Consider the following 24,118-nt stretch of genomic DNA (forward strand, 5'->3'; position numbering starts at 1 on the left):
TTTTTGCCCGGACTGGCAAACTGAGGACTGCTGCCGATTCTGATTCGACCTGTATGCACGCGGGAATTCTCGAGACATACGTCAACAGCTGAGGTTGCTGTCAGATTGCCCGATATGGGAGGGTCTGGATTATGTCGGAAGTAGCACGTGAGGACGTCGCGCCGGACGAACGGACGCTGTTCGGGCATCCCATCGGACTCACGAATCTCTTCGGTGTGGAGCTGTGGGAACGGTTCTCGTTCTACGGCATGGTCGCGATTCTCGGCTATTACCTCTATTACTCCACCACCGAGGGCGGCCTGGATCTGCCCAAGGCCACCGCCACCGGCATCGTCGGCGCGTACGGCGGCCTCGTCTATCTCTCCACCGTGCTCGGCGGCTGGATAGCGGACCGCGTGCTGGGTATGGAGCGCACGGTCTTCTACGGCGGCGTGGTGGTGATGGCCGGGCACATCGCCCTGGCCCTGCTGCCCGGTCTCGCCGGCGTCGGGGTGGGCCTGGTGCTCGTCGCGCTGGGTTCGGGTGCGCTCAAAGCCAATGCGTCCTCGCTGCTGGGCACGTTCTACGCCAAGGACGACGCCCGCGTGGACGGCGGATTCACGCTGTTCTATCTCGGCATCAATCTCGGCGCGTTCATCGGCCCGCTGATCACCGGTGTGCTGCAGCGCAATATCGGCTTCCACTGGGGTTTCGGCGCGGCGGCGGTCGGTATGGCGCTGGGGTTGACCCAGTACGTGGTGTTCCGGCGCAACCTCGGCAACCACGGCCGCGAGATCCCCAATCCGCTGCCGCGCCAGGATATTCCGCGCGTCGTGGGGTTCATCGCGGTGCTGGGGATCCTGGTCGCGGTGGCCGCGCTGACCGGTCTGCTGACGCTGTCGAACCTGCCCGACGTGACCACCGGCGTGATCGCGCTGGCCGCGCTGACCTACTTCGTCATCATGCTGCGCAGCCCCAAGGTCGAGCCGATCGAGCGCACGCGCGTGCGGGCGTTCATTCCGCTGTTCATCGCCAATGCCGTGTTCTGGTCGCTGTTCCAGCAGATCTTCACTGTGCTCGCGGTCTACTCCGACGAGCGCATCAACTGGAACGTCTTCGGCTGGAACGCGCCGCCGAGCTGGATCAGCTCGATGGAACCGGTGTGGATCATCACGCTCTCGCCGCTGTTCGCGCTGCTGTGGACGCGCCTGGGCAACCGCGCGCCGAGTACCCCGCGCAAGTTCGCCCTCGGCGTGATCGGCATGGGCATCGCGTTCATGCTCTTCGTCCTCTACTCCGGCACCGAGGGCAAGGTGGTCCCCATCCTGTTCGTCTTCGTGGTGCTGGGCGGCTTCGCGATCTCCGAGCTGCTGCTGTCCCCGATCGGCCTGGCCGTCACCACGAAACTGGCCCCCAACGCCTTCCGCGCCCAGATGATGGCCCTCTACTTCTTCTCGGTGGGCATCGGCACCTCGATGTCCGGTTCGCTGTCCAAGTTCTACGACCCCTCCCACGAGTTCGCCTATTTCGGACTCACCGGTCTGGTGGCCGTGGCCGTCGGCGTGGTCGTCTGGTTCGTGGCCCCTCGAATCAGCGCACACATGGAAGGCGTCCACTAACCCGCCCCGCCCTCCCGAAAAAGCCCTCCCACCACCGAAAACCCGCCCCCACCCCCAACTCCCGGGGAGCCCTCCCCGCGGCCGTCGCGCGCCCACCCCGTTTTTCGCCCCAGAATCCCCGGTCAGCCTCCTTCCAGCCAGACCGTACGGCTCGGTACTCTGACCCAGACGCCCCCGTAGCCCAATTGGCAGAGGCAGCGGACTTAAAATCCGCACAGTGTCGGTTCGAGCCCGACCGGGGGCACCCATTGCGTGGTTGCCGGTATGTCGCCGGGGCAACCGAAGTGCCGACGGACTCGGTCGCTGTTCGTTTTGGCTGCGGAGTTAACGACGGGTGTCCCGACTCGTCGCAGGACGGCGTGCAGCAGCACGCCGAACTGTATTTCAGCGGGTATCAGCTGCCGGCGCCCTCCGGCGAAGCACCGCTGATCGTCATTTCGGCGGCCGGGCGCATCATGTGCTTCGACGACAGCGGTCGCATGACCTACGGTTGGGATCTACTGGTCGAATACGGCAAGCGCAAAGCGGACGGTCACCCGTTCCGGCCTGTGGTCTCCCGGCCGGATGCGCGTCCGCACTGCCCCTCGAGGCCCGAATAACAACGGCCGCCCGCGTTCTCGCGGGCGGCCGTTCTCGTGACCGGTGTTGACTTTGGTCCTCGCTTAGGTAACGCTGCTATCAGCGCCATAGTTGCGCCCTCTCCCTGAATTCGCGGGAGCAACCACGCGCCGGTACCCGGCTCGAACCTCGCTCACATCTCCGTTCTGCGGACCTGAACCCCTGATCCACACCTGGATCAGGGGTTCAGTCGTTGAAGCGCATCTCCGCCGACGCGGCACTCGCCCAGTGCGTTGGCCCCAGAAACCCCGGGCGGCGGTGCATCGCGGGTTCGTACCCGGCCGTTCTCGGAATTCGTGACGACCGACTCGGAAGGACCGAACTCGATGTCCTGCACACAACTCATCGGATACGTGCACCCGCACGGAAATTCTGCTCACGACATCCGCAAGGAGCAGCCATGCCGGTGACCACTTTCGATACGGGCGCGCCGCCCGCATGGGTGAGATCCCGATCGGTGCAGTGGAATCGCATGACCGCCAACGGTATAGCGCAGGAGAACCTCTCCGGAGTGACCGTGACCAGCGGAACCACTCACAACATATCCGTTCGCTCAGGCGCCGACGCCGCGTTCAGACTGACTCGAATTCACAACGCCCAGAATCTGGTACTAGGTTCGCCAGACAATCCGGTAAAGGCATCGCCTGTCGGCGATCCCATCACCACCACACCGCCGAAACCGGCCCCGCAGGCGACGACGCCCGAGCCCGCAACCACGATGCCGCCGCCGAACAAGGCTCCGGAAGCGCCTCCCGCTCCGCCGGTCGTGGTGCCCGAAGAACAGCATGACGAGGAACATCGGCCGGCCAAACAGCATCTCCCCGGTGTAGATCCGAATCCGCCGAGGACCGTGCCACAACAGCCCAACAGTGGAGGACAGAATCCAGTCATCACCAAAGATCCGAATCCTGTTGTTGACCCGTCGGTTCCGCCGGTCTGGACTCCGCCGCCTGCGGTTCTACCCGGTGCGGACCCATTCGGATTGCCGGATACGACCGGCAGGCTCCCGGGTGACGAGTGGCTGACTCAACTCCCGAACGGCACCATCGTCGTCAACCGAATTCCGCTCGGGAACGGGAATCAGACCGTCGATCAAGAGATACCCGACGGTAAAGGCGGAACTACATACTCCCGTGTCGTCGCTGTCGCGTCTGGCTGGCGACGGTGGAACACGCACACCTCCGGCCACAGCTTCTATGGCGAGAAGACCGGTCCCGATGAAGCGATGTACGGGCAGCACTTCAACCCGGGTACCTCGACCTTCGGCGCACCCGACTGGGAATTCGGCGCATCACCCGACTACCGCGTGGTCGATACTCCCTCGTTCGATGCGAACGGTGTTCGCATTGGCACTGACCGCGGCATCCAGAACCGATACGGCCTGTACGACAACATCCATCGCGATCTCTACGGCAACGAGATATGGAGCCAGGCGAGGCCCGACGGCAAGGGCGGAGTCAACAGCACATTCGCCGCGGTGATCGACAGCAGCGGTCGCGGCTGGGTGCTGCGCAACGGCCGACCCGCGGAGCGTTTCCTCGACGGCAACGGCAAGGAGGTGGTGATCTCCCGAGATCCGCTCACCGGCAAGCAGACAGTCGAATTCGAGGGCGGCAAGAACACCCTCGATGCCGAGGGCAACTTGATCGGGCACCGGGCCTACGGAGCCGACGGTTCGCTGTTGTCGGGATGGACTCGTGAGAACGGTTTCGTCACGACCATCAAGCCCGGACCGACCGGACTCGAGTACACCTTCTACGACCAGAAGACCGGGCGTGAAGGCCGAATTCTCCACGGCGCCAAAGACTACCAACTGGTCTTCAGCGACGGTGAGATTGCAAAGTTCGACCTCAACGGCAATATGTTGTCCCACAGGCCTCGACCGGATACGCGCAGCTTCCTGGAGCGCGTCGACGAATACGATCGAGCGTTCAGAGAGGGCCAGCTGAAAGCGGTCTGGGGTGCGGTGACGGGCATCACCGCGCTGTTGGGAGCCAACGACCAGATCAACACAGGTCTCGACCTCGTCGGGATCGATGAGAAATACCGGCTCATATCCGGAGGAGACGCGGCCTGGGGCCTTGTCAAGGGGTTCGCCGATCTCCACACCACCGCCTGGACCTCAGCCATCACCGTGGCACGAGAGCTGACCGGGGTACTCGTCGGCAATCAAGGATTTGGCGCCGCCTGGGTCGACATCCGCCGTGACATGGGCGCCATGCTCAACGCGCACTCGAAATTCCTGATCGGAGTCGATTGGGAAGGAGCCTCACACAATCTGGCCGAAACACTGGGCCAGGCATCGGTCGGCGGCGCCCTCCTCCTCGCCCCCACCAAGGGCGTCGGGTCCGTGGGACGCGTAACCAAGGGCACCGGCAATATCAGCCGGGGAGCGCAGGGCACTGGACGCGCCATGAGCTCCGCCGACGCGGTACGCAACACCGGCAGTACCGTCCGCATCCAACGTCCGAATCTCGAATCACGCCCCACTGAGGGCAAACCCGAAACGGTAGGCAGGTCCGAACGCGACCGCGGTGTTTTGCCGACCGGAAGCACTCGTACAAAATCCCGCTCACCCGCCGCCGGTACGGCAGAGCGCGATCGCGGGGCATGGCAGCCGAGGCAAGGTTCACCGAGCACGAAGCCTTCACCGATTCGAACGGCTATCGACGCCAAGATCGAATGGCTCGACAGGGTGATACAACGGAATTCTCAGTGGCGTACGGCTGCCGAAGGCGTTCCGGATGGCTGGATGAACGGAAAGATGCACAAGCCCTCACAGTCGGGACCGGGAAGGCTGGACAGCGGACTGGATGGGGTCAAGAGGTGGATCTCCGGAAACTTTGCGTTCGCCGCCAAGAATATCCCGGCTCCAGGTAGAGGCAGCGGCAGAAGTCTCACCGACAACATTCTCGAAGGGCATCGAGCACTGGGGCCAACTGTCAGTCGAGTTACCGGACTGACAGGATGGGCAAAGGATCGCATGACACGAAGCGGCCAGCGCGCTCGCGATATGCTCAACGAGCTTTTCGAGGCGCGCCGACAGCTCGAACAAGACCCTGCACTTCGTGCACAGGTCGATCTCGATGCCAAAGCGACTGCCAAAGCGAAACTGAAAGAAGGAGAGCTGATGCCCACAGAGTTCGATTTCGGGATACACCTAAGCGACGGGACATGGTTGCGAACTGTCGAGGTCAAGACCTTGAGCACCCCGGTACAGGCTGCCTCGAGTTTCGCACTCCACCTCAATAACGCGACCGCGAAGGTCGCGGACCCCTCAAGGTCGACAAAGCCGATCATGTCCCCGCATCTGAGCATATTTGCAAGAATTGAAACAGGAATTTTTCCCGCCAGGGGTCTGAATCTCGAACGCAAGGCCAACGGTGACATTGTACAAAAAAGATCGGACGGTGGACTCCTCTCTGATGGGAGGCCGAGCAGGACAACAAACATTTTCGACGACTTCAAGGACCGGCTCAACGGCGAAACCGGACCTGAACCGAAGAGTCATGGCGGGGCCCGCGGAGCTTCCGCCGAAGGCGCTGTGGACGGCGCTCCGAAAAAGATTGAGAACCTCGACAGGATCTCGATCATCGATGAGCGTACACACGCCCTGATCGCCGAATTCAATCGAATCAATAATGTATGGATCGTCACGAAATATGGAAAATAGGCGCGCAGAAATCTTCGACTCACCTGGTTGCAGTTTTCATCTCGAGCGATATGCGCAGGAATTCGAATCCGACGTCGACTTCGATCGGGCGACGCTGCAGGACGTTTTTCGATTCATGTCCGGGTTCTGTATTCCGCTCTCCGTAGACCTCTCGACTCTGTACTGGATGAATGAGTTCGATATACCGATCGACGAGACTTTCCCGACTTCGTCGCAACGCACGATCCGCGCGGCGTCTCCGCCCGAAGGGATGCGCACCGATTTCGTTTCGGCGGGAAATGTTTTCGAACAAGTCGACGAATTGAGCTATGACTCGGTTCATGAATGGTTTGTCCGGTCACTGGATGAGGATCGCGCAGAGAACCCCCTCCTGCGTCCGGGATGGGATGAGATCTGGATCAGATATTCGATGGCCAGAACGCCTGACGGATGTTTCCCTTCGGATATTCGAACCATACCTGTTCACTACCGGAGCTCGACCGCCGAGCACCCCGTGATTCACAGGGACGAATCCGTCTGGATTGCAGGTCCTATGGCGAACACACTCAATGCGCCGATCGAGATTCAGTTGATCAGAACTCCGGGTAGGGTCACCGTTGGCGTGTATATTTTTTGGAATATCTGGATGCCGGACGGGGCGGGCTACGGATTCGTCGAGAGTGGCGTCAGCGAGTTGCTGGCGGCCGGATGGGCTTTCCGGTGAACCGTTCGACCGGGTAGGTGACAGGCGGTGAGGGCGACCTCCACGGGTTGCCCTCACCCCGAGTCATAGGCCGCTGTGGGCCGGGCGACCCCGACCGGCAAGATTGGGGGTATGGCGACCTTCGGCGACTGCCGGATTGGATTCCGATGGTTGAGATGCCCTACGACGCACGATAAACTGTTCTCGGCTCGTACCCGAGATCCCTTGTAGGGCATGGCACATTGCATCCTCAGCCTCGAATTCACACAAAGATCGATGCGCACCTTCCATAAGGCCATACTCACCATGGATGATGCCCTTGTTCGCGGCGGATGCGAGGAACACCACGGCGCGGGGATATCTATTGCCAGGGCTGGCCACTCGGCAATAACCGAGGGCGGATCGATGAGATCGTCGATCGCCCGAAGATTGTCTACTTCCGCGAAGACTCTTCACTGGACGCGGTGTCGGAGTTCCTGGCTACCCGCGTATTTGGGTCCGGCCGCCACGAGGCTATCGCTGCAGAACTTGTGGGAATAGGCGATCGTGCAGCTCGGCAACGCTAGACTGACCGCGAGCGTCACCGGTGGACCCTCGACGAGCTGGCCCGAAAGTAGCAGTCGGTCTTGTCTCAGGCTCGGGACGGCGATCCAGATGATCTGCTTACCAAGGTGTTTCGGACGACCTCAATCTCGCTGCGGCACCTGAGCGACTGCTCCAGCGGTTCTTCGAAGTTCTCCAGCTCACAGTCCATCTCCACGATGCGCGTGCGATCATAATCATCCAGCTTCCCGCCGGCCAGGTGCCGAAATTCGTTCGCATCGTTACCGCAATCAGTGCGATACCCCCGGTCGTACCTGTGGACCAAGTCGGCCGGATTGGTGTCCATGCTGTACGTGTCGCACAGGGGGTACCCTTTGCGTGGTTGCGGGTTTGTCGCTGGGGCCCGCGCCGGCGCGGGTATCGCCCGGGCGCGGTTCGTGTGGGAACGATCCCGATCACTGGGATACCTCATAGTCGATTTGGGTGAATTGCTGTTTTTGTGAGACGCGACACCCCGGATGTCGGCTTTTTCGACATACCCGAAGTGGCGTTCCCCACGATGAAAGGCATTCCCACAGATGCGAATCCGATCTATTCGCTTATCCATTGCGATGATGGCGACCGCGGTCGTGGCCACAACCCTCACCGCCGGCGCGGCGTCCGCCGACCTCGACCTGGGCAGCTCCGGGAGCGGCACGGGCAGCTTCGGCGGCGTCGGCGCCGGCGACATGACCATCACCCTGGTCCGCCACACCCAGTCCGCCGGTAACGCCTCCGGTCTGATCGACACCAAGGTGCCCGGGCCCGACCTGACCGCGCTCGGCCGGACGCAGGCCGACAAGGTCGCGGTCCAGCTGGCCGGCAACGACTACGACTGCGCCTTCGCGTCCAACATGGTGCGCACCCAGCAGACCGCGGGACCGACCATCGCCGACCAGAAGCTGAGCCTCAACGTGCAGCCCGGCTTCCGCGAGATCGAGGCGGGCCAGTACGAGGGCACGCCGGAGGCCGACTCGCTGTCCGGGTACCTGCAGGCGCCGATCAAGTGGCTCTCGGGTGACCTGAGCGCGCGAATTCCGGGCTCCATCGACGGCAAGGAGTTCGACGAGCGCGTCGACCAGGGCCTGCTCGATGTGCAGCGCCGCGGCTGTGCCAACCCGGTGATCTTCTCGCACGGTGGCACCATCATGTTCTGGGCGATGATGAACGCCGACAACGCCGACAAGGGCAAGCTCGGCACCGACCCGATCCGCAACGGCGGCCGCGTCGTCCTCAAGGGCAACCCGCAGAAGGGCTGGACCATCACCGAGTGGGTCGGCCACCCCGACCTGAGCTGATTCCATCGCGCCGCGCCCCGGATGTCATCGACACGATCGATGGCGCCGGGGCGCTGTCGTGTGCGGATCCCGCTGCGGTTCGGGCTCTTCCGTGCGATCGGGCCTATTGTGAAACCAGCTGGTGTCAATTAACGTGGCGGGCTCCAGGTTCCGTCGGTGGTTGGGGCAAAGGCATGAAGATCGGTTCCGTTACGAGCAACATCGGCATCGCGAGAGTGCGCGACGCCCGGGTGCTGATCGTCGGCGCGGGTGGGGCGATCGGGCGGCGGGTCGCGGCGCGGTTCGCCGAGCTCGGTGCGCGCCTGGTGCTCGCGGATCGGGACGTCGACGCGCTCGCCGAGTTGCGGTCCGAACTCGCCGGACCCGGGCGGTCGATCACCGTCCTGGGCTGTGATGTGCTCGACGACAACGCGGTTCGAGAACTGATCACCCGCGCCGAAGCCGAGGCCGGGCCCATCGACATCCTGGTCGCCACCGCCGGTGTGGAGTTCAACGCGCAGTTCCACACCTCGTCGTTCGACGATCTCGACCGGCAACTGTCGATGCATCTGCGCGCGCCCATGCTACTGATCCATTCCGTGCTGCCGGGCATGCTGGAGCGCGGCCGCGGGCACATCGTGGTCGTGTCCAGCCTCAACGGCAAGATCCCCTTCCCGGCGAAGGTGCCCTACTGTGCGGCCAAATCCGGTGCGATAGCGATGATTCACGCGCTGCGCCGGGAGTACGCGCAGTCGCCGGTCGGCTTCTCGCTGGTGCTGCCCGCCATCGTCAGCGGCGCCGGGCAGGCGCAACGCGCGCTGGACGAGTCCGGGGCGCGGCTCCCGCGCCTGGCGCCCACCACCACCCCGGAGCGTTGCGCGGACGCCGTGCTGGACGCGGTCGAGCGTGGGCGGGCGGAGGTCGCGGTGTCCTCCAGTCCCAACGCGCCGCTGGCGGGGTTGCAGTGGTCCGTTCCGGTGCTGGTCGACAAACTGCTGGAACTGTCGGGGATGTCGGGGTTCTGGCGTCGGGTGGGTGGGCTGGACGCGCGCTGAGGGTGCAGACTTGCTGCGCCACAACGTGATCGGCCGAGTGAGGTGCGTCCTCGAATTCAGTTCTGCTGCGCGGCAAGGGCTTCGAGAACCGCCACCTGTTGCCGATCGCGGTTCTTCTCCGCCTCTGCGTAGGGAGTCGACCCGAACGACTCGTCGATCTGTGCGAGCAGTTTCCGGCGTAGTCCCGGGGTCAGCAGCACGGGTCGGACGGCCGCGTGCAGCCACAGCAGCTGCATGCCGGTCGCGAAATGCTCGAGGAAACCGCGGAATCCGCGCGGGCCGCCGCCCAGGTGGAAGGACCGGAACGGTCCGGCGGTGGCCCAGCGCGGGCCCAGGGAATTGGTCACGATGTCGTCGAGTTCGGACACCGTCACGACCCCGGCGCGAACCAGGGCGACGGACTCCCGGAACACCGCGGCCTGGATGCGATTGGCGACGAACCCGGGGATCTCCCTACGCAACCGGATCGGCGTCTTGCCGAGGGAGGCGTAGAAGTCGATCGCCTCGCGCACCGCGTCTTCCGACGTCTTCTCGCCCGGCACGACCTCGACCAGTGGAATCAGATGCGGCGGATTGAACGGGTGGCCGATGAGCAGCCGGCTCGGGTCCCGCATCCCGGCGGCCTGTTCGGTGGCCGTCGTTCCCGAACTCGAGGACAGCATCAATACCTCTGCCCGCGCGTGCTTTTCGACATCGCGCCACAGCCGGACCTTGAAATCGCGGCGTTCGGGGCCGTTCTCCTGGATGACGTCGGCCGCGCGCACCGCGGCGGCGAGATCGCTCTCGCACCGCACGCGCTCGGGCAGGCCCGAGGTGTCGAGTCCGAGCATCCGCAGCGTCGGGATCAGCCGAGCGAGACCGTCCCGGACCCGCTCGTCCACATCGGGCGCGGTGTCGTGCACCGTCACCTCGTGCCCGTGCGCCGCGAACAGCGCGGTCCAGGAGATGCCGATGACGCCCGCGCCGATGACGGTGATGTTCACGAGGTGCTCCCGGGGTTGAGATCGACGACCTCGCCGCGCGTCCACGGTTCGAGGTCGGTGAGGAAGACCGAGTCGCCGCCGCCGTTCTCCTGCATGCGAACCCACTCCCGCAGGGCGGCGCGCGCGGGGCCGTCCAGCACCCCGGCCGCGTTGACGGCGGCCTCGTGGCGCAGCCCGGCGGCCGGGGACGATGCGAAGTCCTCGTTGATGATTCGCTTCTGCGCTGCGACGTTGGCCCGGTTGCGCCGGGCGTAGCGCTCGCCCAATTCCAGTGCGCGGTCCAGTAGTTCGCCGGGCGCGACCAGCTCGGCCACCAGGCCCATGTCCAGTGCCTCCCGCGCGCTGTAGGCCCGGCCCTCGAGCAGCATTTCCAGGGCGCGGGCCGGTCCGATCAGCTGGGCCAGCCGCTGGCCGCCGACGGTCGTGGTGAGCCCGATCAGCAACTCGGGCAACAGGAATCGCACGTCGCCGGAGTCCGCCGCGATGCGAACGTCGAAGTAGGCCGACAGCTCGAGCCCGCCGCCCCCGCACGGACCGCCGATCGCCGCGATCCACACCGCCGGTGAGCGCATGATCGCCAGCGCGAGGTTCCGCAGCCGCGAGACATGCATCAGCCCCGCCAGCGGTGTCCGCTCGAGCATCCGGTGCGCGCCTGGCACCGCCGCGGCGGCGTCGAGCCCCCGCATGAGCCCCTCGAGCACGCCGGGGGAGATCGAGTCCCCGGCGTCCTGCGCGGCCTCCAGGATGTCGGCGATATCGAAGTGCGTGATGTAGCGCCCCGCCACCCCACCGGTGATCACGACCGCCCCCACACCGTCGTCGACCGCCACGGCCTCGGCGAGCGCGGCGAGATCCGACTGCATCTGGGCGGTCATGAAGTTGTAGGGCGGCGCGGTGACCGCGGCGATCAGCACACGGCCGTGCTGCGTCAGCTCAAGGGTGGTGAGGGCGAGCCCACACGCGTTGCTCACGGGAAACTCCTGGGTCGGCGGTCACGACTGCGCCCCATGGTTCCACATTGTTAGACATGAGTGGCTAAAACGTTGGTCACATTGATTGCGCGAGGCGGGACACCGATGTTCGCGCGTCTTCACCTCCCGAGTTCGAGTCGTCGCGCGCCGGACGGGTGACGGGGCGGCCGACTCCGGGAATGCTCGGGACGATGCCGGCGTTCGGGAACTCGACGCCGCGGTGGCGAGTTGGAAGGAAGTTTTGCGTATGTCACAGGAATCGGCCGGGGAACTCTCGATCGCGCTGGACGAGCTGTTCGGGGAGGTTCAGCTGGGTGGGCTGCGGTTGCGGAACCGGTTCGCCATGGCGCCCATGACCCGGAGCAAGTCGCCGGGCGGGGTGCCGAACGCGGAGAATGTCGGGTACTACCGGGACCACGCGGCCGGTGGGGTCGGGCTGATCATCACCGAGGGGACGTATGTCCGGGGGCCGGCCGCCGGGCCCGATCTCGCGGTGCCGCGGTTCTACGGGGAGGAGAGCGCCGCGGGGTGGCGCGAGGTCGTCGAGGCGGTACACGCGCAGGGCTCGGCGATCGTGCCGCAGCTGTGGCACATGGGGGCCTCGCGCGGCGGGAGCCCGAAGTTCGAGCCGGAGGTTCCGACGGTGAGCCCGTCGGGAATCAAGGCCAGTGGCAAGCCCGTCGGCCGGGCGCTGACGCACGACGACCTGGATGTGCTGATCGAGTCCTACGTGGAGTCGGCGCTGCTGGCGCAGCAGCTCGGGTTCGACGGCATCGAACTGCACGGCGCGCACGGCTACCTGCTCGACCAATTCTTCTGGTCGACAACCAATCTCCGCACCGACGAGTACGGCGGATCGCTGCGGGAGCGCGCGGCGTTCCCGGCTCGCGTGGTCGCCGCGGTACGCGAGGCCGTCGGTCCCGCCTTCCCCATCATCTACCGCTTCTCCCAGTGGAAGGGCGACGATTACACCGCCCGCATCGCCGAAACCCCCAGCGAGCTCGAAGAACTCCTCACCCCGCTGGTCACCGCGGGCGTGGACGTCTTCCACGCCTCGGTCCGCCGCCACTGGGTGCCCGAATTCACCACGCACGCCGAGGATGTCAGCCTCGCGGGCTGGACCAAGAAGGTGACCGGCCTGCCCGTCATCACCGTCGGCTCGGTCGGCGTGGACAAGGTCTTCCTGGGCGACGGCATCGACGAGACCCAGGCCCAGCGCTTCGCGGTCCTGCGCGACCAGTTCGCCCGCGGCGAGTTCGATCTCGTGGCCGTCGGCCGCGCCCTGCTCGCGGATCCCGAGTGGGTCAACAAGGTTCGCGACGGCCGCCTCGCCGACATCGTGCCCTTCCGCTGAGCCCCGCTGTCCCGGATGCCGGTGCGACCCGGCATCCGGGAATAGGGCATGTGCCCGATGGTGCCGTCCCGGCTCGCGTCCTAGGTTCGGAACCGATATTCGAATCGGTTTCCGGCACAGATCGTTCCGGACCCAGACCGGAGGAGATTCACCAGCCATGACGCGAAACAGCAAGTCGTTCCATGGAGTTCGCATCGCCGCGGGTGCGGCGGCCCTCGGCGTCGCCGCCGTCGCGAGCGTGCTGACCGCGCCGACCGCCGCCGCCACGGTGACCGGTATCGCGATCGCCCCCGGCCTCACCCTCGGTCTCCACAGCCAGGGCACCGGCTGCTCCTACACCGTCACCGCGACCGTCGACGACAACACCAAGCGCGTCTACTTCTACGAAGAAGGCCAGGGCCCCAGCGGTTTCGCCGATGCCCAGCCCGTCGACGGCCAGGCGAAGGTGACCTGGACCCCCACCTCCACGAAGCCCACCTACATCTACGCCTTCCAGCCCGGCGCGACCGCCCAGATCCGCCAGCCGGTCGACATCGGCACCGGTGTCAACCTCGGCTCCGCCTGCCTCGCCTACTGATTCGGCGCGGGCGCCCACCAGCGGCGGAACGGGCGAACCGGCCTGTTTCAAATGACTTGCGGATTCCCGGACTTGTCGGGAAGCTGTGGTAGCTATTTGCGCGTGAGAAGTGAGCGTGAGCGCCGGTCCGGCGCTGCGAGTTCGAAGGTGGGGAAGACAGTGTCCAAGAGAAGCTGGCTCGTCGGTGCCGTCGCGGTCGTCGCGGTGCTGGTGGCGGGGTGCAACGGGTCGGACACGACGTCGGCCAAGTCGACCACCACCAAGGCGGGCGCCACCTCGACCTCCGCGAAGTCCACGGCGCCGGCCGCGCCGCTGCAGAACCGGCGCGCGGGGAACGGGGAGATCGTGCAGCAGGCCGGGCTCAACGGGTCGGGCACGCTGGAGATCGACAACGGCAACAGCAAGGACTACGCCATCGTGGTGACGACCGGGAGCCCGTCCTCGCCGCAGGCCACGATCTACGTGCAGGGCAACTCCAAGGCCACCCTCTCGGGCATCGCCGGTACCTACTACGTGTACCTGAAGACCGGAACCGACTGGGACCAGGCCGCACTCGGCTTCACGCGCGACCAGGACTTCCAGAAGTTCGACGACTCCTTCGACGCCGACTCCGACTGGGAGATCACGCTGAAGCCGTCGGTCGGCGGCAACGCCAGCACCAGCGACGTGCCCGCGTTCTGACCCGCGCGGCGGACGGGCTCGGTTGAACGCCGAGCCGCCCGATCGCCGAATCAAGGTAACCCGAAATGGGGTGTCCCGTATGGGGCACCCCATTTTTCATGCGCGACAGTCACATTCCCGGCCACGACCGTCTGTGACTTGTGCACCATCCGGCCCGCTGGGTAATGTGCCCCACATCTTAGATGCTCGTGTCCAACAATGATGCTGGGGTGTACGCGATATGGCCGCATGGAACAGGCGACCGCGGGGGAACGCAACGAGATCGCGGGGGTGGCCGGCGCTCGTTCTCCTGCTGCTCGCGGCGACGGTGACGACGGCGGCCCCGCCCGCCGGCGCCGCGCCGTACGACGGCGTCGTACAGCCTGCCCCGCCCTTCCTGAGCACCCCGGTGATTCCGGAGTTCGACCCCTTCTACCGCCCGCCCGCCGACGTGCTCGCGGCCGCGGCCCCCGGTGAGATCCTCTCCGCCCGCCAGGTCAACGTGGCGACCTACAACGTGCTCCCGCTCAACGTCGACGCCTGGCAGGTCTCGTACCGCTCCAACGACAGCCGCGACCAGCCCATCGGCGCGGTCGCGACCCTGCTGAAGCCGCGCGGCGAGGTACCGCGCGGAACGCGAAACCTGCTGTCCTACCACATGGCCGAGGACTCGACGGGTCAGTACTGCGCCTCCTCCTACGCGATCCAGCAGTGGGCGGTCCCGGGCTTCGTCACCGGCCAGGCCGTCGCCTCCATCGCCTTCCTGGAGGTCCAGGTCGCGCTCCAGCAGGGCTGGGCGGTGGTGGTTCCCGACCATCAGGGCCCCAACGCGGCCTTCGCCCACGGCCCGCTGGCCGGGCGCATCGCCCTGGACGGCATCCGGGCCGCCGAGAACTTCGGCCCGCTCGGCTTGGACGGCACGGCGACCCAGGTCGGCATGATGGGCTACTCCGGCGGCTCGGTTCCCACCATGTGGGCCGCGGAACTACGCAAAACCTATGCACCGGAACTGAATATCGTCGGCGCGACCTCCGGCGGCACCGACGCCGACCTCGGCGCGCTCGTGGATCTGGCCAACAACAACGCGGCCTCGGGCCTGGTGCTGGCGGGCGTCATCGGATTGGCGCACGAGGAACCGGAATTCGCGGCCTTCCTGCGTGAGAACACCAATCCGCTCGGCCAGTTCCTGCTCGGCGCGAAGGATAGGTTGTGCGTGGCCTACCAGGCGGCCTCGCTTCCGTTCATGAATCTCAAGGGGCTGTTCACCACCCCGGGCGATCCGCTGCTGGCCCCCGCCGCGCAGGCGGTGCTCGACCGCACCCGCATGGGTAGGTCGGTGCCCGACATGCCGGTGTTCCTGTACCAGGCGAACATGGACTGGCTGGTCCCCGTCGGACCGGTGAACACCCTCTACGGCACCTACTGCCAGGATCCGGACGCGAACATCACCTACACCCGCGACCACGCCAGCGAACACCTCAGCCTGGAGGCGATCGCCCTGCCCAGCGCCATGATGTGGATGCGCGACCGGTTCGCCGGCAAGCCCACCGCCGGGGGTTGTCAGCTGACGGATGTCGGCTCGATGGCCCTGGACCCCGAAACGTGGGGCGAATGGGTGTCGATCATCGGCGGCGAACTCGCCGCGTTCCTGGGACAGCCCATCGGTGCTCGCTGATCGGGTGACAGGGCTGATCCGCGTCCCGACCGACGCGGGTCAGCCCTTGCCGAGCGCCTTGGACAGCTGCGCCTTGGTCATCGTCGAGCGCCCCTTGATGTTGCGCTGCTTGGCCTCGTTGTACAGCTGGTCCCTGGTCAGCCCCTTGGGGCCGCGCGTCCCGGACCGCTGACCGCCGCGCTGCTGCGGCGACTTTCCCTCGAGCGAGGTCCGGCTGGCCGTCTTCGTCTGCCCGGCCCGGGCCCGGTTCTTGTTGACCGTGCGCGCGGCGATCTCCTTCGCGCGCTTCTCGCTCGTCCCGCGATCCTCGGCGGAATCACGAATGTGCTCGTACTGGCGTTCCTGCTTGTCGGTCCATTCCTTCGGCATCTCGAACCTCCCGCATCGCATCGGCTCGCCCACGCGTGGGTTCCGCGGCCGCCGTTCGCACGGCGTAGTCGGCCGCCCGTTCATGGGTTCACCGGCGCGATACCCCGGGCTCGGGTACGCAAACACGGCCCGCGCGGCCGCCGATGTGCGGGCATTCCCGAGCCTCGGGCGGCTCGTCCTCGGCGGTGCGGCTCGCGGCCCGGCCGATTCGAGCGCATCCGGCCGACGGGCGATCTGACAGCGCGCCTCCCCGGCCGCGCGTCGGCCGGGGCCACGCGCGGCCCACCGCGGCGCTACCGCGCGAGCAGCCCCTTCGCGATATGCGTGACCTGGATTTCGTTGCTGCCCGCGTAGATCATCAGCGACTTGGCGTCGCGCGCGAGCTGCTCCACCTTGTACTCGGCCATGTACCCGTTCCCGCCGAACAGCTGCACCGCCTCCATGGCGACCTCGGTGGCCGCGCGCGAGGAGTACAGCTTCATGGCGGAGGCCTCGGCGAGCGAGACCGGCTTGCCCGCCGCGGTCCGCTCGATCGCGTTGAACACCATGTTCTGCACGTTGATTCGCGCGATCTCCATCTCGGCCAGCTTGAGCTGGATGAGCTGGAACTGCGCGATCTCCTTACCCCAGAGCTTGCGCGACTTCGCGTAATCCACACTGAGCCGGTGGCATTCGTTGATGATGCCCAGCGCCAGGGACGCGATGCCGATCCGCTCGGCCGCGAAAGACTCCTTGGCACTGTCCTTTCCATCGCCCTTGGCCGGATTCTCGGTCTCGCCGAGCAGCCGGTCCGGGGTGATGCGGACGTTGTCGAAGAACAGCTCGCCGGTGGGGGAGGAGTTCATGCCCATCTTCTTGAACGCCGGGCTCTGCGTGAAACCCTCCATGCCCCGGTCCAGCACGAAGGTGAGCACCTTGCGGTCGCGCTTGTCGACGCCGTCGCCCTCGTCGAGCTTGGCGTAGACCACGGTCACGTCCGCGTGCGGGCCGTTGGTGATGAAGGTCTTCTGCCCGTTCAGGATGTAGTCCGCGCCGTCGCGGCGCACGTAGGACTTCATGCCGCCGAAAGCGTCCGAGCCCGAGTCGGGTTCGGTGATCGCCCACGCGCCGACCTTGGCCATGGTCACCAGCTCGGGCAGCCAGCGCTTCTTCTGCGCGAGGGTGCCGCGACTGCGGATGGTGCCGACGGTCAGCCCCAGGCTCACGCCCATCGAGGCCACCAGCCCCAGACTGATGCCGGCCAGTTCGCTGTTGAGGATTACCCCCATGCTGCCCGACCCGCTGAACCCGCTGCCGCCCTTGCCGGTGGTGCCCGCCTCCTCACGCGCGAGGGCCTTCTCCAGCCCCTCGCGGGCCATCTCGTCCAGGCCGAAGGTCGCGTACAGCTTGCGGATGATGTCGAACGGCGGCAGCGCGCCGCTCTCCAGCTGGTCGACGTGCGGGCGGACCTCCTTGTCGATGAAGCCGCGCAGAGCGTCGCGGAACATCAGGTCTTCGTCGGACCACTGGTACATGCGCTGAACTCCCGAGGGGATCGCCGGAACTGTCTCCCCAAATATAGAACACGTTCTAGATTGTCCGGCCGCGCGGAGCCCGCCGCGCCCGGTCCGGCGGGTGGTCCCGCGCGGCTCGGCCCGAATCCGCGGCGGTGCCATCGACCTACCGGGCTCAGGGCGCGGGCGGAACCCCGGGGCTCGCCTCGGCCAGCACGGTGACGTGCCGGATGGTGCCCGAGAGCCCCGGCAGTTCGCGCGGCCTGCTCCAGGTCTGGAAATTGTCGTAGCTGTCGCTGTAGAGATAGGTCCCGTCGATGTAGGAGTCGAAGAACATGCGCCAGCCCCCGTTCGGCAGCCTGGTGACCGACTGTCCCTCGCGCGGCGTTCCCCATCCGGCCCAATCCTCTTTGGCCACAAAGGTATACGGCCCGACCGGGGCGTCGGCGGTCGCGAGCTCGATGAGCTTGGTCGTCTCGTTCTTCGTGAAGGCGTAGTAGCGCTTGCCGATTCGGGCCACGGTGGTGTCGATGTACCCGTACGAGGTGTCGTCCCCGGGCTCGGGGCACAGCCCGATCATCGGCGTCGGCTCGGTCCACGCGGTCGGGGAGGACGGGTCGGTGGTGGTCATCAGATTGGGTGTGAAGCGATACCCGTCCGACAGCGACACCATGACGTGGATGCGCCCCTCGCCGTCGATGAGCCACTCCGGGGCCCACGCGGAGGTCACGCCGGGCAGGGTGAACTCGTAGTCGTACAGGTGCGCCCACGTCACCCGGTCCGTGCTGCGCGCGAAACCGATCGTGTGCCCGTCCCAGGCGGTGGTGTAGGCCAGGTAGTAGACGCCGTCGGTGTGCCGGAACATGCACGGGTCGCGCATCAATCCGGTCGGCGGGGTGTAGGCCCGCGCTTTCACCAGCTCGAAGGTCATGGCGTCGTTCGACTCGTAGACGTAGAGATCGGTCTCGCTGTCGTTGGTGAACGCCGTCATGGTGTACCGCCGCGAGGGCGCCTGCGCGGTCGACACGGCGGTGGACCCCAGCGCGAACAGGGCGGGCAGACCCACCGCGGACGCCAAGAGTGTGCGCCGACTCATGAACCCCATCAGTCACCTCCGTCTCGCTGGCAACATCGCTTGTCATCATGGCTGGCGACGCGCCTGCGAACGGTGCGCGACACTCCATACGTCACGGACCGAGATCCCGGGGGTGGCGCACTCGGGCGCGGATGCGGCCGCGGGTCAGTTCTGCGGCCAGAGCACCGGGCTGTCCGTCCAGGTCACCGGGTCCTGCGGGCACAGGCTCGCCGAGCGGGTGGTGCGCGCGGGACCCGTGCCGGGGTCGAAGGCCCACTGCGCGATCGGCCCGGCGGCCTGCCAGTAGAGGGCGCCGTTCCGTGCGACCACCCGGTACTGCTGTTCCCCGCCGTCGATCAGCTGCGCGCCCACGCAGTAGTCGGTGTACTCCGAGCCCGGCTGCACCGCGCCGGCGCTGAACGACCCGGCGGGCCGGGTGCGCGCCCCGGGATTGGCCACGGTGCTCGGCCCGCCGACCGCCGCGCCGCGCACCCACTCCGGCGCGCCGTGTCCATCCGCGGAGCAGGTGTAGGCGGAACCACCGGCGACGACCCCCGTGCCCGGGGCGTAACCGGTTCCCGCCCAGAGACACTCGGCGCCGGGTGTGGGCGCGGCGGCGACCACGGCCGTGCCGGCGCAGGTCAGCGCGGCGGTGGCGGCGATGACGGCGGCCGCGCCGCGCAGCCACACGGGCCGCCGGTTCCGGGGCGAGACGGTGCGGGCGGGGGACTCGAATTCGCTTGTGCGCATAGGTCAACGGTAGGAATTCGGACCCCTGACCGGCGTCGAACCGGGGAACTGTTTTCCGCTGATACCCGGGTACTAGGGGTCCCTCGGGGTTCGCCCGGGCATGGCCGCGGTCAGCAATTCGACCGTCGCCTCGAACGCCTCGTTCACCCGCTCGGTGTCGCCGGTGGTGATGAGATCGAGCTGGAGCCCGCGCACCTGCGCCAGGATGAATGTCGCGGTGCGCGAGGTGCTCTCGGCCGGCCAGTCCAGCCGCGCGAGTTCGCGTTCGATGACGGTGAGCCAGTCGGTCACCAGCCGGGCCGCCGGGCGATTCGGGGTGCGCGCCGCGGTGGCCACGAGCTCGAACAGGACCAGAAACTGCCGCTGCTCGCGCGGACGGCACAGGTGCCGCCAGGCCGCGCGCAGCCGATCGGCGGGCGAGTCGATGTCGCGGATCTCCCCGGCCAGCAGACGCTGTTCGAAGTCGTCCCGAATGTGCTCCAGAACCTCGGCGACGAGCGCATCCTTGGTGGCGAAATGCCGGATCAGGGTGGCATGGCTGACACCGAGGGCCTGTGCCGCCGGACGCAGGGACAGATCGCCTATGCCGTGGTCGAGGACGTACTCCGTGGCGGCCGCGAGCAGCTCGGGGCGGCGGTGCTGGAACCGCAGTGCCCGGCCGTCGACCTTCTTGCCGCTCACCGGCGCGTCATCTCGCTCATCACGCGGCAGCCTATCCGCTTCGCCCATGCGGAAATTTTACCGTTCCAATCGGTTACGTAACCGGTCGGTACGACTATTCTTCTTAGGGCGCCCCGCCCCCGGTTGTACGAGGAGAAGAAGCAATGAGGTTCGACGAATACCGCTCCTACGACGCGGTAGGCCTGGCGGAACTGGTCGCCAAGGGTGAGGTGCGCCCCGCCGAGCTGCTGCGCGCCGCGCTGGACCGCTGCGCCGAGGTCGACCCGGCGCTCAACGTGATCAGCCTGCTGATGGCGGAGGTCGGCGCCGAACTCGCCGAGCGGCCCACCGGATCGGGACCGCTGGCCGGGGTGCCGTTCCTGCTCAAGGACCTGGTCCAGGACTACGCCGGATATCCGACCTCCGCGGGCACCGGCCCGCTGCGCTCGGTGCGCGCGACCCGGCACAGCCTGGCCGTCGAGCGCTGGCTCGACGCCGGCCTCGTCGTCTTCGGCAAGACCACGACCCCGGAATTCGGCAGCAAGGCCATCACCGAGACGCGAACCTTCGGCGCCACCCGCAATCCCTGGGATCCCCGGCGCACCCCGGGCGGATCCTCCGGCGGTTCGGCGGCGGCCGTGGCCGCGGGCATCGTGCCGGTAGCCGGGGCCAGCGACGGCGGCGGCTCGATCCGGATTCCGGCCGCCTGCACCGGGCTGTTCGGACTCAAGCCGGGACGCGGGCTCGTGTCGAGCGGCCCCAACTACGTCGACCCGCTCTTCGGCGCGGTGTCGGAGGGCGTGCTCTCGCGCAGCGTGCGCGACACAGCGGTCATGCTCGACATCCTCAGCGCCCCAGACCCGGGCGCGGCGTTCGCCGTCGCCCGCCCGGACAACCCGTTCCGCACCGCGGTGTCCGAGCCGCCGCGCCGGCTGCGCATCGGGTTCACCCACGAATCCCCCATGGGCACACCGGTGGACGCCGAAGCGGTGCGGGCGGTGCAGGACGCGGCGCGGCTGCTGGAGGAGCTCGGGCACACCGTGGAACCGGTGGCCCCGGCCATCGACGGCAACCAGCTCGCCCTGGATTTCATGAAGGTGTGGACGGCACTGGCCGCGACCGAACTCCAGCACGCGTGCGCGGTGAGCGGTGCGTCCCCGGCCGATTTCGATATCGACACCCAGGTGCTGGCCGCGGTCGGCCGTTCCGTCCCGGCCCCGGACCTCATCGCCTCGCACGCGCGCTGGAACGACTACACCCGCGCGCTCGGCGAGTTCCACGGCGCCTACGACCTGCTGCTCACCCCGACGCTGGCCGAGCCGCCGCTGCTCATCGGCCAGAACCGCACGCCCGTCATCGCCGAGACGGTCCTGCCGCCGCTGCTGCGCCTGGGCGCGGGAAAGATCCTGTCCCGCATCGACTTCTACATCGACCTCGTGACCGCGAGCCTGTCGGCGGTGCCGTTCACCCAGCTCGCCAACATCACCGGCCGGCCCGCCATGAGCGTGCCCACCCACTGGACCGAATCCGGCCTGCCGCTCGGCGTGCAGTTCGTCGGCCCGCCGAGCAGCGAGTATCTGCTGCTGCAGTTGGCCGCCGAAATCGAGAACGCGCGACCGTGGTTCGGGAAGACGCCCGACGACCCCGGCCGCGCGTTCTCGAAATAGGTTCGCCGACTCAGTCCTTGACCAGCATCGGGGCGACGGCCGCCTCGGCGGTGATCGCCTCGGCCCCGCCGGCGACCGATTCGGCCTCGTCACCGGGGACGTCCGACTCGGCGCCGTGGCCGTGCTCCGGATCGGCCGAGCGATTGGGCAGCAGGATCGCGGCCACGATCACCAGCAGCGACAGCGCGGCCGAGACGCCGAACGCCAGGCGCATGCCGTCCAGCTGCGCGGACACCGGGTCCGCGCCGTCCTCGATCAACGATGTACTGCGCGCGGACATCACGGTCACCACCAGGGCGGTGCCCAGCGCCGCCGCGACCTGCTGCAGCGTGCCCAGCATCGAGCTGCCGTGCGAGTACAGCTGCGGCGGCAGCGCGCCCAGGCCCAGGGTGAAGACCGGGGTGAACGACGCGGCCAGCGAGATCATCAGCAGCACATGCAGACCCAGCAGCTGCCAGTACGGCATGGACGCGGAGATCTGCGTGAAACCGGCCAGCGCGGCGGTGATTCCGATGGCGCCCGGGATCACCAGCACGCGCCCGCCGAAGCGGTCGAAGATCCGGCCGACGGTCGGTCCGAGCAGGCCCATGGCCAGACCGCCGGGCATGATCAGCAGACCGGTCTCGAGCGGGCTGAGACCGCGCAGGTTCTGCAGGTACAGCGGCAGCAGGATCATCGAGCCGAGCATGGCCAGGAACGCGATCGCCATCAGGGTCAGCGCCTTGGCGTAGGTGCCGACCAGCAGGACGCGCAGGTCCAGCAGCGGAGCGCCCTTGCGCTGCAGGCGCACCTGGCGGACACCGAAGATCACGATGAGCGCCACGCCCGCCAGCACCGTCAGCGCGGGAGCGGTGACGTCGTCGGGGCTGAACTTGCTCAGGCCGTACACGAGCGAGCCGAAGCCCAGGGCCGCGAACGCCACGCTCGACACGTCGAGCGCGCCGGTCTGCGGTTCCCCGATGTTCTCCAGCTGCCGCAGCCCGAGCCAGGTCACCACGCCCGCGATGGGCAGCATGAGCACGAACAGCCAGCGCCACGAACCGATCTGCAGCACCAGGCCGGAGATGACCGGGCCCATGGCCGGCGCGACCGAGATGGCCAGGGTGACATTGCCCATGACCCGCCCGCGATCGCTCTCGTGCACGACCGTCATCAGCGTGGTCATCAGCAGCGGCATCATCACCGCGGTGCCGCCCGCCTGAATGACGCGGCCCACCAGCAGGATCGCGAAGGTGGGCGCGATCGCGGACAGCGTGGTGCCGAACAGGAAGACGCCCATGGCGATCGAGTAGGCGCGGCGGGTGGTGACCCGCTGCAGGAACCAGCCGGTGGCCGGAATGACGGCCGCCATGGTGAGCATGAACGCGGTCGAAACCCATTGCGCCGAACGCTCGGTGACGTGCAGATCGTCCATGAGGCGCGGAATCGCGTTGACCATGATGGTCTCGTTCAGGATGACCACGAAGGTGGCGAGCGAGAGCACCCGGATGACCGTGGGAGTCCGCCCGCTGGTCGCTGGGACGGATAATTCGGCGGGCATGCGGGTACCTCCGGGGCGGTTCGTGAGCGAGGGCGACAGGTGACCCGAGAACGAGCGAGCTGTCGTTCCGGCGTCACACAGAATGAGACGGGAACTGTTCGCTCAACTAATCGGATGTGCCCGAGTATTCCGGGTCACACCGACAGAATTCACTCGATTTTCCGCGTCAGCTGATCTTCAGCACACTCGGAATCCCATGCTCACCAGCACTTTCTGGTGACGGTGAGATTCGAAAGGTGGCCCAGGTCACGGTGTTGGCGACGCGTCCGGTCCGGGTGCGGTGGACTCGATGCGGTCCAGCAGCCAGCCCGGGCCCGCGGTGCGCGCGCCGAGTTCGGCTACGCGCTCGCGCAATCCCCGGTCCGCGGTCACCACGGTGACCGATCGGCCGGCGTCGGCGGCGCGGGCCGCGGCGACCGCCTCGACGATGGCGTCGTCGCCGGAGGCGGGAGCGGCGATGACCGTGATCGCCGGGCCCGCGGCAGCGGCGGCCGCGTTGGCCGCGCCCTCCAGAACCACCGTGATGGCCGCGGGCTCGTCCCGCGCGTACTCGGTGAGCCGGGTCAGCAGGCGGCGCGCGGCGCCCGCGCGATCACGCCACCACCCGTCGGGCCGGGAGCCGACCACGTTCGCGGCGTCCACCACGATCAGCGCGTGCCCGTTCGTCATGCGGACAGTGTGCGCTGTCGGGTAGCGGGATTCGCCGGCGCGGGGGCCGGTGTCGGGATCCGCCTGTGGCGCCATGTGATTCGATGATGTGTCAAATTTTCGTGCCCGCCCAACTTGGGTGGGTACCCCGTGCTGTGGATCGAGCCCGGGTGCTGCAGAATCAGACCAAACGGCACCACGTCTTGGTGCT

General features: G+C 67.1%; 20 protein-coding genes and 1 tRNA gene. 12 read left to right on the forward strand and 9 right to left on the reverse strand.

The window, feature by feature from the left end; all coding sequences use genetic code 11:
* The first annotated feature begins 131 nt into the window (after positions 1–131).
* The 7 genes from ACWDOP_RS32050 (at position 132) to ACWDOP_RS32080 (ending at position 9,485) form a co-directional block, all read left to right on the forward strand.
* Positions 132–1,598 carry a peptide MFS transporter gene (locus tag ACWDOP_RS32050; protein WP_456348039.1) on the forward strand — a complete coding sequence of 489 codons (1,467 nt, stop codon included), beginning with the start codon at positions 132–134 and terminating at the stop codon, positions 1,596–1,598.
* Between the two features lie 170 nt (positions 1,599–1,768).
* Positions 1,769–1,842: transfer RNA gene (locus ACWDOP_RS32055), tRNA-Leu, on the forward strand.
* 40 nt (positions 1,843–1,882) lie between these two features.
* Positions 1,883–2,197: an arabinosyltransferase C-terminal domain-containing protein gene (locus ACWDOP_RS32060; protein ID WP_456348040.1), complete on the forward strand. Its 315-nt coding sequence runs from the start codon at positions 1,883–1,885 to the stop codon at positions 2,195–2,197.
* 419 nt (positions 2,198–2,616) lie between these two features.
* Positions 2,617–5,889, forward strand: coding sequence for a hypothetical protein (locus ACWDOP_RS32065; protein ID WP_456348041.1), 3,273 nt, complete (start codon positions 2,617–2,619; stop codon positions 5,887–5,889).
* Positions 5,879–6,592, forward strand: coding sequence for a hypothetical protein (locus ACWDOP_RS32070; RefSeq protein WP_456348042.1), 714 nt, complete (start codon positions 5,879–5,881; stop codon positions 6,590–6,592). The genes ACWDOP_RS32065 and ACWDOP_RS32070 overlap by 11 nt, the downstream gene beginning before the upstream one ends.
* Before the next feature lie 1,136 nt (positions 6,593–7,728).
* Positions 7,729–8,451: a histidine phosphatase family protein gene (locus ACWDOP_RS32075; RefSeq protein WP_454202602.1), complete on the forward strand. Its 723-nt coding sequence runs from the start codon at positions 7,729–7,731 to the stop codon at positions 8,449–8,451.
* Between the two features lie 173 nt (positions 8,452–8,624).
* Positions 8,625–9,485, forward strand: coding sequence for an SDR family NAD(P)-dependent oxidoreductase (locus ACWDOP_RS32080; protein ID WP_456348043.1), 861 nt, complete (start codon positions 8,625–8,627; stop codon positions 9,483–9,485).
* Between the two features lie 56 nt (positions 9,486–9,541).
* Here ACWDOP_RS32080 and ACWDOP_RS32085 read toward each other — a convergent pair whose 3' ends face one another.
* Complete coding sequence (locus ACWDOP_RS32085) at positions 9,542–10,468, reverse strand: 3-hydroxyacyl-CoA dehydrogenase NAD-binding domain-containing protein (RefSeq protein ID WP_456348044.1); 927 nt, start codon at positions 10,466–10,468, stop codon at positions 9,542–9,544.
* Positions 10,465–11,439: an enoyl-CoA hydratase/isomerase family protein gene (locus tag ACWDOP_RS32090; protein ID WP_456348045.1), complete on the reverse strand. Its 975-nt coding sequence runs from the start codon at positions 11,437–11,439 to the stop codon at positions 10,465–10,467. Before ACWDOP_RS32090 ends, ACWDOP_RS32085 begins: the two co-directional genes overlap by 4 nt.
* Positions 11,440–11,686: 247 nt before the next feature.
* Between ACWDOP_RS32090 and ACWDOP_RS32095 the strand changes: the two genes are divergently transcribed.
* The 4 genes from ACWDOP_RS32095 to ACWDOP_RS32110 all read left to right on the forward strand — a co-directional run bounded on the left by ACWDOP_RS32095 (position 11,687) and on the right by ACWDOP_RS32110 (position 15,705).
* Positions 11,687–12,793, forward strand: a complete 1,107-nt coding sequence (locus ACWDOP_RS32095) for an NADH:flavin oxidoreductase (RefSeq protein ID WP_456348046.1) — start codon at positions 11,687–11,689, stop codon at positions 12,791–12,793.
* Positions 12,794–12,950: 157 nt separating this feature from the next.
* Complete coding sequence (locus ACWDOP_RS32100; protein ID WP_456348047.1) at positions 12,951–13,370, forward strand: hypothetical protein; 420 nt, start codon at positions 12,951–12,953, stop codon at positions 13,368–13,370.
* Positions 13,371–13,529: 159 nt separating this feature from the next.
* Positions 13,530–14,051 (forward strand): hypothetical protein, encoded by a 522-nt coding sequence (locus ACWDOP_RS32105; protein WP_454202610.1) that lies wholly within the window; start codon positions 13,530–13,532, stop codon positions 14,049–14,051.
* A 220-nt stretch (positions 14,052–14,271) separates the two neighbouring features.
* Positions 14,272–15,705 carry a lipase family protein gene (locus ACWDOP_RS32110; protein ID WP_456348048.1) on the forward strand — a complete coding sequence of 478 codons (1,434 nt, stop codon included), beginning with the start codon at positions 14,272–14,274 and terminating at the stop codon, positions 15,703–15,705.
* Between the two features lie 39 nt (positions 15,706–15,744).
* On the opposite strand, the gene ACWDOP_RS32115 is transcribed toward ACWDOP_RS32110, so the two are convergent.
* From ACWDOP_RS32115 to ACWDOP_RS32135, 5 genes are all read right to left on the reverse strand, one after another.
* The gene (locus tag ACWDOP_RS32115; RefSeq protein ID WP_456348049.1) at positions 15,745–16,074 is read right to left on the reverse strand and encodes a plasmid stabilization protein; all 330 of its coding nucleotides are present in this window, start codon (positions 16,072–16,074) and stop codon (positions 15,745–15,747) included.
* Between the two features lie 293 nt (positions 16,075–16,367).
* Positions 16,368–17,588, reverse strand: a complete 1,221-nt coding sequence (locus ACWDOP_RS32120) for an acyl-CoA dehydrogenase family protein (protein WP_456348050.1) — start codon at positions 17,586–17,588, stop codon at positions 16,368–16,370.
* Positions 17,589–17,742: 154 nt separating this feature from the next.
* On the reverse strand, positions 17,743–18,663 hold the full coding sequence (locus ACWDOP_RS32125) for a glycoside hydrolase (RefSeq protein ID WP_456348051.1): 921 nt from the start codon (positions 18,661–18,663) through the stop codon (positions 17,743–17,745).
* A 144-nt stretch (positions 18,664–18,807) separates the two neighbouring features.
* Complete coding sequence (locus ACWDOP_RS32130; protein ID WP_456348052.1) at positions 18,808–19,392, reverse strand: hypothetical protein; 585 nt, start codon at positions 19,390–19,392, stop codon at positions 18,808–18,810.
* Positions 19,393–19,464: 72 nt separating this feature from the next.
* Positions 19,465–20,121, reverse strand: coding sequence for a TetR/AcrR family transcriptional regulator (locus ACWDOP_RS32135; RefSeq protein WP_456348053.1), 657 nt, complete (start codon positions 20,119–20,121; stop codon positions 19,465–19,467).
* Between the two features lie 95 nt (positions 20,122–20,216).
* On the opposite strand from ACWDOP_RS32135, the gene ACWDOP_RS32140 reads away from it, so the two are divergent.
* Positions 20,217–21,719 (forward strand): amidase, encoded by a 1,503-nt coding sequence (locus ACWDOP_RS32140; protein WP_456348054.1) that lies wholly within the window; start codon positions 20,217–20,219, stop codon positions 21,717–21,719.
* A gap of 10 nt (positions 21,720–21,729) precedes the next feature.
* Here ACWDOP_RS32140 and ACWDOP_RS32145 read toward each other — a convergent pair whose 3' ends face one another.
* On the reverse strand, positions 21,730–23,259 hold the full coding sequence (locus tag ACWDOP_RS32145; protein WP_456348055.1) for an MDR family MFS transporter: 1,530 nt from the start codon (positions 23,257–23,259) through the stop codon (positions 21,730–21,732).
* Between the two features lie 246 nt (positions 23,260–23,505).
* A complete protein-coding gene (locus tag ACWDOP_RS32150; RefSeq protein WP_456348056.1) occupies positions 23,506–23,928 on the reverse strand; it encodes a hypothetical protein in 423 nt (140 codons plus the stop codon).
* Positions 23,929–24,118 lie beyond the last annotated feature (190 nt).

It is taken from the genome of Nocardia sp. NPDC003693, from assembly GCF_053981095.1.

Bases quoted from the DNA above. Each gene is read 5' to 3' on its own strand.
- ACWDOP_RS32050 (WP_456348039.1), top strand. From the start codon at position 132: ATGTCGGAAGTAGCACGTGAGGACGTCGCGCCGGACGAACGGACGCTG.
- ACWDOP_RS32065 (WP_456348041.1), top strand. From the start codon at position 2,617: ATGCCGGTGACCACTTTCGATACGGGCGCGCCGCCCGCATGGGTGAGA.
- ACWDOP_RS32070 (WP_456348042.1), top strand. From the start codon at position 5,879: ATGGAAAATAGGCGCGCAGAAATCTTCGACTCACCTGGTTGCAGTTTT.
- ACWDOP_RS32075 (WP_454202602.1), top strand. From the start codon at position 7,729: ATGGCGACCGCGGTCGTGGCCACAACCCTCACCGCCGGCGCGGCGTCC.
- ACWDOP_RS32080 (WP_456348043.1), top strand. From the start codon at position 8,625: ATGAAGATCGGTTCCGTTACGAGCAACATCGGCATCGCGAGAGTGCGC.
- ACWDOP_RS32095 (WP_456348046.1), top strand. From the start codon at position 11,687: ATGTCACAGGAATCGGCCGGGGAACTCTCGATCGCGCTGGACGAGCTG.
- ACWDOP_RS32100 (WP_456348047.1), top strand. From the start codon at position 12,951: ATGACGCGAAACAGCAAGTCGTTCCATGGAGTTCGCATCGCCGCGGGT.
- ACWDOP_RS32110 (WP_456348048.1), top strand. From the start codon at position 14,272: ATGGCCGCATGGAACAGGCGACCGCGGGGGAACGCAACGAGATCGCGG.
- ACWDOP_RS32115 (WP_456348049.1), bottom strand. From the start codon at position 16,074: ATGCCGAAGGAATGGACCGACAAGCAGGAACGCCAGTACGAGCACATT.
- ACWDOP_RS32120 (WP_456348050.1), bottom strand. From the start codon at position 17,588: ATGTACCAGTGGTCCGACGAAGACCTGATGTTCCGCGACGCTCTGCGC.
- ACWDOP_RS32125 (WP_456348051.1), bottom strand. From the start codon at position 18,663: ATGAGTCGGCGCACACTCTTGGCGTCCGCGGTGGGTCTGCCCGCCCTG.
- ACWDOP_RS32130 (WP_456348052.1), bottom strand. From the start codon at position 19,392: ATGCGCACAAGCGAATTCGAGTCCCCCGCCCGCACCGTCTCGCCCCGG.
- ACWDOP_RS32135 (WP_456348053.1), bottom strand. From the start codon at position 20,121: ATGGGCGAAGCGGATAGGCTGCCGCGTGATGAGCGAGATGACGCGCCG.
- ACWDOP_RS32140 (WP_456348054.1), top strand. From the start codon at position 20,217: ATGAGGTTCGACGAATACCGCTCCTACGACGCGGTAGGCCTGGCGGAA.
- ACWDOP_RS32145 (WP_456348055.1), bottom strand. From the start codon at position 23,259: ATGCCCGCCGAATTATCCGTCCCAGCGACCAGCGGGCGGACTCCCACG.
- ACWDOP_RS32150 (WP_456348056.1), bottom strand. From the start codon at position 23,928: ATGACGAACGGGCACGCGCTGATCGTGGTGGACGCCGCGAACGTGGTC.